This window comes from Streptomyces sp. NPDC026589 (assembly GCF_040638385.1).
GTDB lineage: Bacteria > Actinomycetota > Actinomycetes > Streptomycetales > Streptomycetaceae > Streptomyces.
The window spans coordinates 14,598-28,157 of record NZ_JBEZYG010000025.1; the positions used below are offsets into that span (position 1 = coordinate 14,598).

Genomic DNA, 13,560 nt, shown 5'->3' on the forward strand with positions numbered 1-13,560 from the left:
GGCTCCGGCTCCCGTCCCGGGCAGCGGGGGCCGGTCAGCGGTAGGCGCGCTGGAGTGCGTGGCCGATCTCCGTCCTGAGCGGCTCGCGCAGCTCCGGGGCGTCCACCCGGTCCACCCGGATGTCCGTGCAGCCCACCCAGGCCGCCGCCTCCACCAGGGCCTCGGCCATCGGGGCCACCGCTTTCGGGCCGGCCAGCGACGCCTGCCGGGCGATCAGCGTGGTGCCCTCGCGCGCCGGGTCGACCCGCCCCTGGAGCTTCCCGCCCGCCAGCAACGGCATGGCGAAGTAGCCGTGGATCCGCTTCTGCTTGGGCACGTAGGCCTCCAGCCGATGCGTGAAGCCGAAGATCCGTTCCGTGCGCGCGCGCTCCCAGATCAGGGAGTCGAACGGCGACAACAGCGTCGTACGGTGGCGTCCGCGGACCTCCTTGGCCAGCGCCTGCGGGTCCGCCCAGGCCGGCTTCGCCCAGCCCTCCACCACGACCGGGACCAGCCCCGAGTCGGCCACCACGGCGTCGAACTCCTCGCCCCTCAGCCGGTGGTAGTCGGCGATGTCGCCGCGGGTGCCGACGCCCAGGGACTTGCCCGCCAGCGCCACCAGCCGCCGCCGGCACTCGGCGTCGCTCAGGTCGTCGTGGAGCAGCGCGTCCGGAATGGCCCGCTCGGCCAGGTCGTAGACCCGCTTCCAGCCGCGCCGCTCGGTGCACACCACCTCGCCGTACATCAGGGCCCGTTCGACGGCGACCTTGGACGCCGACCAGTCCCACCACTCGCCGCCGTTCTTCGCGCCGCCCAGCTCGGTCGCCGTCAGCGGGCCCTCGTCGCGCAGCTGCTTGATCACGGTGTCGTACGAGCCGTCCGGCAGATCGTGGCCCCAGTGCGGGCGGGAGCGGTAGGCGCGGCGGCGGAACGCGAAGTGCGGCCACTCCTCGACCGGCAGGATGCACGCCGCGTGCGACCAGTACTCGAAGGTCCGGCCGCCCGACCAGTAGGCGTCCTCCACCGTCCGGCGGCTCACCGGACCCAGCCGGGCGTAGGGGATCAGTTCGTGCGAGCGGGCCAGCACCGAGATCGTGTCCAGCTGGACCGCGCCGAGGTGCCGCAGCACTCCCGGCACCCCTGCCCGGCGGTCCGGAGCCCCCAGAAAGCCCTGGGCGCGCAGCGCTATGCGGCGGGCCTGGTCGGCGGAGAGTTCGACTGCGGGAGGAGGCACAGGCGTCATACGTCGAACCCTAGACGGCGCCACTGACAGTCCGGCCCGGATGCCGTCGCGGATCCCGTGGTCACTGTCCGGGACGCGGGGCGCCACCGGGACGCGGGGCATGCCGTTCGGGGACGTACGGGTGGGAGCCCGCGAGCCCCAGGTCGGACGGGAGCAGGGCCGCCGTCCAGGCGTCGCGCCGCACCCCCTTGTTGAGCAGCCCGGACCGCTGGTCGCCCTCCAGCCGGAACCCCGCCCGCAGGACGACGGCCCGGGAGGCCACGTTGCCGATCTCCGCCCGCCACTCCAGCCGGTCCGCCCCGAGGGAGGAGAAGGCCCAGCGGGCGGAGCCGAGCACCGCCTCGGTGACGTATCCGCGGCGGCGGTGCTCCTTGGTGGACCAGTAGCCGACCTCGTACGTCCCCGGCAGGCTGCGGCGGTCGATGCCGAGCGCACCGACGAGCGCCCCGGTCTCCCGCAGGATCAGGGCGAAGCCGTAGGCGGAGTCGTCCTGCCAGCCCGCCGGGCAGAGCTTCGTGGTGAACAGCTCCGCGTCGGTGAGGCGGTACGGGGAAGGGATCACCGTCCAGCGCTGGATGTCCGGGTCCTGGCAGGCGGCGTGCACCGGATAGGTGTCCTGCGGGCCGAAGGGCCGCAGCAGCAGTCGCTCGGTGGTGAGAGTGATCGGCTCCATGGGCCGATTCTCGTGAGCCGGCACCCTCGATGCGAGCACTTTTAGGGCTTCCCGGCACCTTCCACGCGTTTGGACCGTTGTCCTATGAGGGTGCGGTGAGGTCCACGCGACGGCAGCCCTCCCGACGCGGTGGTGTCCTCGCTTACGATGGCCGTTGCGGTGGGGCCCACCTGCCGTGCCCGCGCCAGAGTCCATTACACGACCCAGTGCCAGGCCCGACCGGCAAGGAGACCAGCCTCAGTGTCCGTCTTCAACAAGCTCATGCGTGCAGGCGAAGGCAAGATCCTGCGCAAACTGCACCGCATCGCGGACCAGGTCAGCTCCATCGAAGAGGACTTCGTCAACCTCTCCGACGCCGAGCTGCGGGCGCTCACCGACGAGTACAAGGAACGGTACGCGGACGGCGAGAGCCTGGACGACCTGCTTCCCGAAGCGTTCGCCACGGTCCGTGAGGCCGCGAAGCGCGTCCTCGGACAGCGTCACTACGACGTACAGATGATGGGCGGAGCCGCCCTGCACCTCGGTTATGTGGCCGAGATGAAGACCGGTGAGGGCAAGACCCTCGTCGGCACCCTGCCCACGTATCTGAACGCGCTCTCCGGCAAGGGCGTGCACCTGATCACGGTCAACGACTATCTCGCCGAGCGTGACTCCGAGATGATGGGCCGGGTCCACAAGTTCCTCGGCCTGGAAGTCGGCTGCATCGTCGCCAACATGACGCCGGCCCAGCGCCGCGAGCAGTACGCCTGCGACATCACGTACGGCACGAACAACGAGTTCGGCTTCGACTACCTCCGCGACAACATGGCGTGGTCCAAGGACGAGCTCGTCCAGCGCGGCCACAACTTCGCCGTGGTCGACGAGGTCGACTCGATCCTCGTCGACGAGGCCCGTACGCCGCTGATCATCTCCGGCCCGGCCGACCAGGCCACCAAGTGGTACGGCGACTTCGCCAAGCTGGTCACGCGCCTCACCAAGGGTGAGGCGGGCAACCAGCTCAAGGGCATCGAGGAGACCGGCGACTACGAGGTCGACGAGAAGAAGCGGACCGTGGCCATCCACGAGACCGGCGTCGCCAAGGTCGAGGACTGGCTCGGCATCGACAACCTCTACGAGTCGGTGAACACCCCGCTCGTCGGTTACCTGAACAACGCCATCAAGGCCAAGGAACTGTTCAAGAAGGACAAGGACTACGTCGTCATCGACGGCGAAGTCATGATCGTCGACGAGCACACCGGCCGCATCCTCGCCGGCCGCCGCTACAACGAGGGCATGCACCAGGCGATCGAGGCGAAGGAAGGGGTGGACATCAAGGACGAGAACCAGACCCTCGCCACGATCACCCTGCAGAACTTCTTCCGCCTGTACGACAAGCTCTCCGGCATGACCGGTACGGCGATGACCGAGGCCGCCGAGTTCCACCAGATCTACAAGCTCGGCGTGGTGCCGATCCCGACGAACCGGCCGATGGTCCGCGCCGACCAGTCGGACCTGATCTACCGCACCGAGGTCGCCAAGTTCGCCGCGGTCGTCGACGACATCGCCGAGAAGCACGAGAAGGGCCAGCCGATCCTGGTCGGCACCACCTCGGTCGAGAAGTCGGAGTACCTCTCGCAGCAGCTCTCCAAGCGCGGCGTCCAGCACGAGGTCCTCAACGCCAAGCAGCACGACCGGGAGGCGACGATCGTCGCCCAGGCGGGCCGTAAGGGCGCCGTCACCGTCGCGACGAACATGGCCGGCCGAGGCACCGACATCAAGCTCGGCGGTAACCCGGACGACCTCGCCGAGGCGGAGCTGCGCCAGCGCGGCCTCGACCCGGTGGAGAACGTCGAGGAGTGGGCGGCCGCGCTGCCCGCCGCGCTGGAGCAGGCCGAGCAGGCCGTGAAGGCGGAGTTCGAGGAGGTCAAGGACCTCGGCGGGCTCTACGTGCTCGGCACCGAGCGCCATGAGTCGCGCCGTATCGACAACCAGCTGCGCGGTCGTTCCGGACGTCAGGGCGACCCGGGCGAGTCCCGTTTCTACCTGTCGCTGGGCGACGACCTGATGCGCCTGTTCAAGGCGCAGATGGTCGAGCGCGTCATGTCGATGGCGAACGTTCCGGACGACGTCCCGATCGAGAACAAGATGGTCACCCGCGCCATCGCCTCCGCACAGTCGCAGGTCGAGCAGCAGAACTTCGAGACGCGCAAGAACGTCCTGAAGTACGACGAGGTGCTCAACCGGCAGCGTGAGGTCATCTACGGTGAGCGCCGCCGCGTCCTGGAGGGCGAGAACCTCCAGGATCAGATCCGGCACTTCATGGATGACACGATCGACGACTACATCCGGCAGGAGACCGCCGAGGGCTTCGCCGAGGAGTGGGACCTCGACCGGCTGTGGGGCGCCTTCAAGCAGCTCTACCCGGTGAAGGTCACCGTCGAGGAGCTGGAGGAGGCGGCCGGGGACCTGGCGGGCGTCACCGCCGAGTTCATCGCCGAGTCGGTCAAGAACGACATCCACGAGCAGTACGAGGAGCGCGAGAACACCCTCGGCTCCGACATCATGCGTGAGCTGGAGCGACGCGTCGTCCTCTCGGTGCTCGACCGCAAGTGGCGCGAGCACCTCTACGAGATGGACTACCTCCAGGAGGGCATCGGCCTGCGGGCCATGGCGCAGAAGGACCCGCTGGTCGAGTACCAGCGCGAGGGCTTCGACATGTTCAACGCCATGATGGAGGGCATCAAGGAGGAGTCCGTCGGCTACCTGTTCAACCTGGAGGTCCAGGTCGAGCAGCAGGTCGAGGAGGTTCCGGTGCAGGACGGCGCCGAGCGCACCTCGCTGGAGAAGGAGAGCGCCGCCGCTGCCCCGCAGATCCGCGCCAAGGGCCTGGAGGCCCCGCAGCGGCCGGACCGGCTCCACTTCTCCGCTCCCACGGTGGACGGCGAGGGCGGTGTCGTCGAGGGTGACTTCGCCAACGACGACGCCACCGGTGACACGCGGTCCGGTTCCGCCGACGGCATGACGCGCGCCGAGCGTCGCAAGGCGCAGAAGAGCGGTGGCGGCGGCGGTCGCCGTCGCAAGAAGTAGCACCAGCGGCAGTACCCCGGCAGGGGCCGGACACCACGAGGTGTCCGGCCCCTGCCGCGTCTCCCGGGTCACCGGGGGCCCGGGGCGCCGACGGTGAGGCGTTCGCCGCCCAGCTCCACGGCGGCGCAGCGCCAGCGCTGGTCGGGGCCCTGTTCCAGGCGGAAGGCCATCGCCCGGACCCGGTCGCCCGCGGCGATGCTGGCGAACGCCTCGACCACGCCGGTGGCGGGCTGCGCCCCGCGGCAGTGGCGGAGGACGGGGCGGCTGCCCTGGGTGGCCCCCAGCGGGGTGGTCGGGGCCAGCTCGGCGAGCTGGTCGTAGGCCTCGCCGATGGTGTGGCCGAGCATCCAGTGCACCGGGCGCTGGCCGCTGAGGACCGCGAGCAGGCGCTCGGCGAACCACTGGTGGGGCCGCTGCGGCCGGTGGGGCTGCAGCCTGCGGGACCGCTGCGGAGGTACTGACCGGGGACCACTCTGGTCGCGTCGGCCTGTGGGCCTCGTCCTGTCCGTGCTCATGATCGTCGCCCCCGTTGACCGGGCCCGGCATCTACCGGACGGTAACTTGTGTTGGGGATCTTCTACGGGTGGGGTCGTCAGCGACGCAAGGGGCCTTTGAGCGCCGATCGGGTGCGGGCGGTTTCACCTGTCCGTGGCTCGGCCCTTGCGGGACAAGGGCGGCAGTGGGGGTGACGGGCCGTTGGCGGTGGACGGACGACCCCGGTTGCCGAAACCCGAAAGGGGACGTTCCCACGTATCCTGAGGGCGTTTCCCTCTACGAAAGCGACCTGCCATGCGCGTGTACGTCCCCCTGACCCTCTCCGGTCTCGCAGCGGCGCACGGTGCGGGCGAGGTCGGCCCCGGGCCCCTGACCGCCTACGCGGTGACCCCCGGGCTGCGTGAGTGGTACGTCTCCGACGACATCGAGGAGCTGGAGTACGCGGCGCTCAACCGGGCCGCCGCCGCCTCGCTCCGGATGATCGCGGGGAAGCCGGACGAGGTGCGCCGCCGGGTCGTCGTGGCCGTCGACGTACCGGACGGGGCCGCCGTCGCCGACCCCGACCACGGGCTGAGCGCGGCATCGCTCGGCGAGGTGCGGATCGCCGCCGCGCTGCCGCTGGCCAAGGCGGCGGCGGTGCACGTGGACGCCGACGACGCGGAGAAGGACGTGGCCGCCGCGGCCGCGGTCCTGGGAGCGGCGGACCTCGGCGACGACGACGCGCAGTTCACGGTGGACGGGGCCGAGGACCACGAGCTGCTCTGGTTCGGCGTTCAGGAGATTCCGCAGCTCATCGGCTGAGGGGCGGCGTTGTCGTACCCGGCGGGTATTTTTTCTGTATGACTTCGGGGACGACACGCACTCATCTGGTCTGGGACTGGAACGGCACGCTGCTGGACGACACGCATGCCGTCATCCAGGCGACGAACGCCGCGTTCGCGGAGGTCGAGCTGGCGCCGATCACGCTGGAGCAGTATCGGGAGATGTACACGATCCCCATACCCCGGTTCTACGAGCGGTTCCTGGGCCGGCTGCCCACCGAGGCCGAGTGGGAGCGGATGGACAGCATCTTCCACCGGTACTACGCGGAGCAGCGGGTGGGCTGTGGGCTCACCGCCGGGGTGGAGGAGCTGCTGCACCAGTGGCAGCGGGCCGGGCGCAGCCAGTCGCTGCTCAGCATGTACGGGCACGAGCAGCTGGTGCCGGTGGTGCGGGGGTACGGAATCGAGCCGAGGTTCGTCCGCGTCGAGGGGCGTACGGGGCCGTCCGGCGGGAGCAAGGCGCTCCACATGGAGCGGCACTTCGAGGCGCTGGCCGGGGTGGGCGGGATCGCGCCGGAGAACGCGGTGGTCATCGGGGACGCGCTGGACGACGCGGTGGCGGCGGCGCATGTGGGGGCCCGGGCGGTGCTGTACACCGGGGGGTCGCACAGCCGGAGCAGCCTGGAGGGGGCGGGGGTGCCGGTGGTGGACAGCCTGGGGGAGGCGGTGGCGTTGGCGGAGACGTTTGCCGCGTAGCGGGGGCGGATGCGGGGTGCCGGGTGCGGGTGGGCGTGGTGCGGGTTTTTCGGGGCGCTGCCCCGGGCCCCGGTCCTCAAGCGCCGGACGGGCTGAAACAACGTCCTCAATCGCAGGGCGAGCGGGAAAGGGCGCCGGACGGGCTGGAAAGGGCGCAGGGCGAGCGGGAAAGGGCGCCGGGCGAGCGGGAAAGACGCCGGACGAGCGGGAAGGGCGCCGGACGGGCTGAAACAACGTCCTCAATCGCCGGACGGGCTGGAAAGGGCGCCGGACGAGCTGGAAAAGGCGCCGGACGAGCGGGAAAGGTGTCCTCAAGCGTTGGGCCGTCGGGCTCAGGGTGTGTGCGGGTGGGTTGACCTGAGTACCTTCAGGAACTCTCGCATCCAGGCCGGGTGGTCCGGCCAGGCACGGGAGGAGACCACGGTGCCGTCCACGACCGCCTCCGTGTCCTGGAAGGTCGCGCCCGCGCTCTGCATGTCCGGTTCCAGGGCCGGATAGGCCGTGACGTTGCGGCCGCTGAGGCTGCCGGTGGCGGCGGTGATCAGGGGGCCGTGGCAGATCTGCGCGACCGGGCGGTCCGCGGAGAAGAACGCGCCGACGATCTTCCGCAGTTCGGCGTTGTTGCGGAGGTACTCGGGGGCGCGACCGCCGGGAATCACCAGGGCGATGTACGCCCCGGGGTCGACCTCGGAGAAGGACAGGTCGGCGGGCCAGGTGTAGCCGGGCTTCTCCGTGTACGTGTCGAAGCCGGGCTCGAAATCGTGGACCACGAAACGCAGCGTCTTGCGCTCGGGGGCCGCGATGTCGACCTCGTAACCCTCCTCCAGCAGCCGTTGGTACGGGTAGAGGACTTCGAGCGACTCGGCGGCGTCGCCGGTGACGATGAGGATCTTCTGCGGCATGGCGGGGCTCCTCGGGGCCGGTGGCCCCGGTGGCGTGCCGAGGGCCTGGATCCGTGCGGTACGGACAGACTGCCCGGGTTTCGGGAGTTCGCCAAGACGGCGCGGCGCACTGTCCAGAGTGTCAAAGTTCGGGGGGTTCTTTTGTACACAAGCGGCTCATGACGCGACGGGGTGCGAGGGGGATAGCCTGGTGCCGTGATCAGCGCGATACGCCTCGGGGGCAGCGAAGCCCCCGGCCGCCGCCCGGAGTGCCACAGCACCCGGGCGATCCGCGATCTCCCGACTCCGGACCGGCTGCCGAAAATGGCCAATATGGTCCCGGGTATCTCTCGAAGCGGCATAGCGTCGACCCAGACCGGAAACCCCGCGTCGTGGCGGTACGCCGCTTTTCTCACCTACGTCACGCAACGGCGCGCGACAGGAGCCAGAGGACATGCAGACCAAGCTGGACGAAGCCAAGGCCGAGCTGCTCGCAGGGGCCGCCAAGGTAGCTGAGAACGGTCCGGGCGGTGGTGTCGGTGGCCCGGGAGGTGCCCCCCGGGCGCGGATTTCCGCTGCCGGGGCCGGTGCCGGGGCCGACGAGAGCGATCGTCCCGGTCAGGACACGGTGCTCGCCTACCTCCAGCGCTACTACCTGCATACGGCTCCGGAGGACCTCAGCGGGCGTGACCCGGTCGACGTCTTCGGCGCCGCCGCCTCCCACTACCGGCTGGCCGAGAACCGTCCGCAGGGCACCGCGAACGTCCGGGTGCACACCCCGACGGTCGAGGAGAACGGCTGGACCTGCAGCCACTCCGTCGTCGAGGTCGTCACGGACGACATGCCCTTCCTGGTGGACTCCGTCACCAACGAGCTGTCCCGGCAGGGGCGCGGCATCCACGTCGTGATTCACCCGCAGGTCACGGTCCGCCGCGATGTCACCGGCAAGCTCATCGAGGTACTCTCCGGCGGCCCCGGCCTCCCGAAGGCCTCCCAGGGCCGGAAGAAGTCCAAGGACGCCCAGGCCGAGCTGCCCCACGACGCGCTCGTCGAGTCCTGGATCCACGTCGAGATGGACCGCGAGACCGACCGCGCCGACCTCCAGCAGATCACCGCGAACCTGCTGCGCGTCCTGTCCGACGTGCGGGAGACCGTCGAGGACTGGGGGAAGATGCGCGACGCCGCCCTCCGGATCGCCGACGACCTGCCCGGCGAACCGCTGGACGACCTCGCCGACGAGGAGGTCGAGGAGGCCCGCGAGCTGCTGCGCTGGCTGGCCGCCGACCACTTCACCTTCCTCGGCTACCGCGAGTACGAGCTGAGGGACAGCGACGCGCTGGCCGCCGTGCCCGGCACCGGGCTCGGCATCCTGCGCTCCGACCCGCACCACAGCGAGGACGAGGCCCACCCGGTCAGCCCGTCCTTCGACCGGCTGCCCGCCGACGCCCGCGCCAAGGCCCGCGAGCACAAGCTCCTCGTCCTGACGAAGGCCAACAGCCGGGCCACCGTGCACCGCCCCAGCTACCTCGACTACGTCGGCGTGAAGAAGTTCGACGCCAAGGGCAACGTCGTCGGCGAGCGCCGCTTCCTCGGGCTCTTCTCCTCCGCCGCCTACACGGAGTCCGTGCGCCGGGTGCCCGTCATCCGCCGCAAGGTCGCCGAGGTCGTCGAGGGCGCGGGCTTCTCGTACAACAGCCACGACGGCCGCGACCTGCTCCAGATCCTGGAGACCTACCCCCGCGACGAGCTGTTCCAGACGCCCGTCGACCAGCTCCGCTCCATCGTGACCTCAGTCCTCTACCTCCAGGAGCGCCGCCGGCTGCGGCTCTACCTGCGTCAGGACGAGTACGGGCGCTACTACAGCGCGATCGTCTACCTGCCGCGCGACCGGTACACCACCGGCGTACGCCTGCGGCTGATCGACATCCTCAAGGAGGAGCTCGGCGGCAACAGCGTCGACTTCACCGCCTGGAACACCGAGTCGATCCTCTCCCGGCTGCACTTCGTCATCCGCGTCCCGGCCGGCACCGAGCTGCCGCACCTGACGGACGCCGACGCCGACCGCATCGAGGCCCGCCTCGTCGAGGCCGCCCGCTCCTGGGCCGACGGCTTCCAGGAGGCCCTCAACGCCGAGCTGGGCGAGGAGCGCGGCGCGGAGCTCCAGCGCCAGTACGGCCACTCGTTCCCCGAGGGCTACAAGGCCGACCACTCGCCGCGCGCCGCCGTCGCCGACCTGGTCCACATGGAGACCCTCAAGCAGGGCGAGAAGGACTTCGCCCTCAGCCTGTACGAGCCGGTCGGCGCGGGCCCCGGCGAGCGCCGCTTCAAGATCTACCGGACCGGCGAGCAGGTCTCCCTCTCCGCCGTCCTCCCGGCGCTCCAGCAGCTCGGCGTCGAGGTCGTCGACGAGCGGCCGTACGAGCTGCGCTGCGCGGACCGTACCCACGCCTGGATCTACGACTTCGGTCTGCGGATGCCCCTGGCCAACGGCAACGGCGGCTACCTCGCCGACGACGCCCGCGCCCGCTTCCAGGAAGCCTTCGCCGCCGTCTGGAGGGGCGAGGCGGAGAACGACGGCTTCAACGCGCTGGTCCTCGGCGCCGGGCTGAACTGGCGGCAGGCCATGGTGCTGCGCGCCTACGCGAAGTACCTGCGGCAGGCCGGTTCGACCTTCAGCCAGGACTACATGGAGTCCACCCTCCGCAACAACGTCCACACCACCCGGCTGCTCGTCTCGCTCTTCGAGGCCCGCATGTCGCCCGGCCGCCAGAGCGCCGGCACCGAGCTGACCGACGGGCTCCTGGAGGAGCTGGAGGGGGCCCTGGACCAGGTCGCCTCGCTCGACGAGGACCGGATCCTGCGGTCCTTCCTCACCGTCATCAAGGCCACCCTGCGGACGAACTTCTTCCAGAGCGCGAGTGAGGGAAGCGATCAGGGGGGCCGGCGCACGGAGGGTGGCACGCCGCATTCGTACGTCTCGATGAAGTTCGACCCGCAGGCCATCCCGGACCTGCCCGCGCCCCGGCCGGCGTACGAGATCTGGGTCTACTCGCCGCGTGTGGAGGGCGTCCACCTGCGCTTCGGCAAGGTGGCCCGAGGCGGGCTGCGCTGGTCGGACCGGCGCGAGGACTTCCGTACGGAGATCCTCGGACTGGTCAAGGCGCAGATGGTGAAGAACACCGTCATCGTGCCCGTCGGCGCCAAGGGCGGCTTCGTCGCCAAGCAGCTCCCGGACCCGTCGGTGGACCGCGACGCCTGGTTCGCCGAGGGCATCGCCGCGTACCGCACGTTCATCTCCGCGCTGCTCGACATCACCGACAACATGGTGGCCGGCGAGGTCGTGCCGCCCGCCGACGTCGTCCGGCACGACGAGGACGACACCTACCTCGTCGTCGCCGCGGACAAGGGCACCGCGAGCTTCTCCGACATCGCCAACGAGGTCGCCGTCGCGTACGGCTTCTGGCTCGGCGACGCGTTCGCCTCCGGCGGCTCGGCAGGCTACGACCACAAGGGCATGGGCATCACCGCCCGGGGCGCCTGGGAGTCCGTCAAGCGGCACTTCCGCGAGCTGGGCCACGACACCCAGACCGAGGACTTCACCGTCGTCGGCGTCGGCGACATGTCCGGCGACGTGTTCGGCAACGGGATGCTGCTCTCCGAGCACATCCGCCTCGTCGCCGCCTTCGACCACCGGCACATCTTCATCGACCCGAACCCGGACGCCGCCACCTCGTACGCCGAGCGGCGCCGGCTCTTCGACCTGCCCCGCAGCTCCTGGGCCGACTACGACACGGGCCTGCTCTCGGCGGGCGGCGGGATCCACCCGCGCAGCGCCAAGTCGATCCCGCTCAACTCGCACGTCCGCGAGGCGCTCGGCATCGACCCGTCGGTGAGCAAGATGACGCCCGCCGACCTGATGCAGACCATCCTCAAGGCCCCCGTCGACCTGGTGTGGAACGGCGGCATCGGCACGTACATCAAGGCCGTCTCCGAGTCGAACGCGGACGTCGGCGACAAGGCCAACGACGCGATCCGCGTCAACGGCGAGGACCTGCGGGCCAAGGTTGTCGGCGAGGGCGGCAACCTCGGGGCCACCCAGCTCGGCCGGATCGAGTTCGCCCGCAGCGGCGGCCGGATCAACACCGACGCGATCGACAACAGCGCCGGTGTGGACACCTCCGACCACGAGGTGAACATCAAGATCCTGCTCAACGGTCTGGTCAGGGACGGTGACATGACCGTCAAGCAGCGCAACAAGCTGCTCGCCGACATGACCGACGAGATCGGCGGGCTCGTCCTGCGCAACAACTACGCGCAGAACGTCGCGCTCTCCAACGCCTCCGCGCAGGCGCCCTCGCTGCTCCACGCGCAGCAGCGCTTCATGCGCCGCCTGGAGCGCGACGGCGCACTCGACCGGGCGCTGGAGTTCCTGCCCGCCGACCGGCACATCCGGGAGCTGCTCGGCAACGAGAAGGGGCTGAGCCAGCCGGAGCTGGCCGTGCTGATCGCCTACACCAAGATCACGACGGCGGACGAGCTGATCTCCACCGTCCTGCCGGACGACCCGCACCTGCAGAAGCTGGTGCACGCCTACTTCCCGAGCGAGCTGCGCGAGCGGTTCCCCGAGGCGGTCGACGGTCACGCGCTGCGGCGCGAGATCATCACGACGGTCCTGGTCAACGACACGGTCAACACCGCCGGTTCGACCTTCCTGCACCGGCTGCGGGAGGAGACCGGGGCGTCGATCGAGGAGATCGTGCGGGCCCAGTTCACGGCCCGTGAGATCTTCGGTCTGTCCCGGGTGTGGGACGCGGTCGAGGCGCTCGACAACAAGGTCGCCGCCGACGTCCAGACCCGGATCCGGCTGCACTCGCGGCGCCTGGTCGAGCGCGGTTCGCGCTGGCTGCTGGGCAACCGGCCGCAGCCCGTCGCGATCGCGGAGACGATCGAGAGCTTCCGGGACGGCGTCGCGCGGGTCTGGGACGAGCTGCCCAAGCTGGTCAAGGGCGCGGACCTGGACTGGTACCACTCGATCCTGGACGAGCTGACGGGCGCCGGTGTGCCGGACGGGCTGGCGGTCCGGGTGGCCGGGTTCTCCTCCGCCTTCCCGGCGCTGGACATCGTGGCCATCGCCGACCGTACGGGCCGGGATCCGCTGGAGGTCGCCGAGGTCTACTACGACCTCGCGGACCGGCTGCGGATCACCCAGCTGATGGACCGGATCATCGAGCTGCCGCGGGCCGACCGCTGGCAGTCCATGGCCCGCGCCTCCATCCGCGAGGACCTGTACGCGGCGCACGCGGCGCTCACCTCGGACGTGCTGAGTGTGGGGAACGGGTCGGCCACGCCGGAGGAGCGGTTCCGGGCGTGGGAGTCGAAGAACGCGGCGATTCTTGCCCGGTCGCGGTCGACGCTGGAGGAGATCCAGGGGTCGGACGCGTTCGATCTGGCGAATCTGTCGGTGGCCATGCGGACGATGCGGACGTTGTTGCGTACGCACGCGTAGGGGTTCTTGTACGTCTGTGGGGGCCGGCGCCAGGTGGTGGTGCCGGCCCCCTCGGCGTGGGGGTCCGTCCTCAAGCGCCGGACGGGCTGAACAGATGTCCTCACGCGCCGGACGGGCTGGGAAAGATGCCCTCAAGCGCCGGGCCGGCTGGGGGAGGGACGTCTGGAGGCGGTCCGGCGGGCTGGAAAAGGTGTCCTCAA

Annotated in this window: 8 protein-coding genes; 4 read left to right on the plus strand and 4 right to left on the minus strand. The window is 70.3% G+C overall.

Annotated elements, in window-relative coordinates; genetic code table 11:
• Positions 1-34: 34 nt before the first annotated feature.
• Positions 35-1,222: a crosslink repair DNA glycosylase YcaQ family protein gene (locus AB0F29_RS32775; protein WP_361879863.1), complete on the minus strand. Its 1,188-nt coding sequence runs from the start codon at positions 1,220-1,222 to the stop codon at positions 35-37.
• Positions 1,223-1,283: 61 nt separating this feature from the next.
• The gene (locus AB0F29_RS32780) at positions 1,284-1,895 is read right to left on the minus strand and encodes a GNAT family N-acetyltransferase (protein ID WP_361879866.1); all 612 of its coding nucleotides are present in this window, start codon (positions 1,893-1,895) and stop codon (positions 1,284-1,286) included.
• Positions 1,896-2,135: 240 nt separating this feature from the next.
• On the opposite strand from AB0F29_RS32780, the gene secA reads away from it, so the two are divergent.
• A complete protein-coding gene (gene secA / locus AB0F29_RS32785; protein WP_361879869.1) occupies positions 2,136-4,961 on the plus strand; it encodes a preprotein translocase subunit SecA in 2,826 nt (941 codons plus the stop codon).
• 68 nt (positions 4,962-5,029) lie between these two features.
• Here secA and AB0F29_RS32790 read toward each other — a convergent pair whose 3' ends face one another.
• A complete protein-coding gene (locus AB0F29_RS32790; RefSeq protein WP_361879871.1) occupies positions 5,030-5,476 on the minus strand; it encodes an Rv3235 family protein in 447 nt (148 codons plus the stop codon).
• Positions 5,477-5,750: 274 nt separating this feature from the next.
• Between AB0F29_RS32790 and AB0F29_RS32795 the strand changes: the two genes are divergently transcribed.
• Both AB0F29_RS32795 and AB0F29_RS32800 read left to right on the plus strand, forming a co-directional pair.
• Positions 5,751-6,257 (plus strand): hypothetical protein, encoded by a 507-nt coding sequence (locus AB0F29_RS32795; protein WP_265601281.1) that lies wholly within the window; start codon positions 5,751-5,753, stop codon positions 6,255-6,257.
• Between the two features lie 38 nt (positions 6,258-6,295).
• Positions 6,296-6,973 carry an HAD family hydrolase gene (locus AB0F29_RS32800; RefSeq protein ID WP_361879874.1) on the plus strand — a complete coding sequence of 226 codons (678 nt, stop codon included), beginning with the start codon at positions 6,296-6,298 and terminating at the stop codon, positions 6,971-6,973.
• Between the two features lie 332 nt (positions 6,974-7,305).
• On the opposite strand, the gene AB0F29_RS32805 is transcribed toward AB0F29_RS32800, so the two are convergent.
• Positions 7,306-7,875 (minus strand): DJ-1/PfpI family protein, encoded by a 570-nt coding sequence (locus tag AB0F29_RS32805; protein WP_018958401.1) that lies wholly within the window; start codon positions 7,873-7,875, stop codon positions 7,306-7,308.
• Between the two features lie 433 nt (positions 7,876-8,308).
• Between AB0F29_RS32805 and AB0F29_RS32810 the strand changes: the two genes are divergently transcribed.
• On the plus strand, positions 8,309-13,360 hold the full coding sequence (locus tag AB0F29_RS32810) for an NAD-glutamate dehydrogenase (protein WP_361879877.1): 5,052 nt from the start codon (positions 8,309-8,311) through the stop codon (positions 13,358-13,360).
• Positions 13,361-13,560 lie beyond the last annotated feature (200 nt).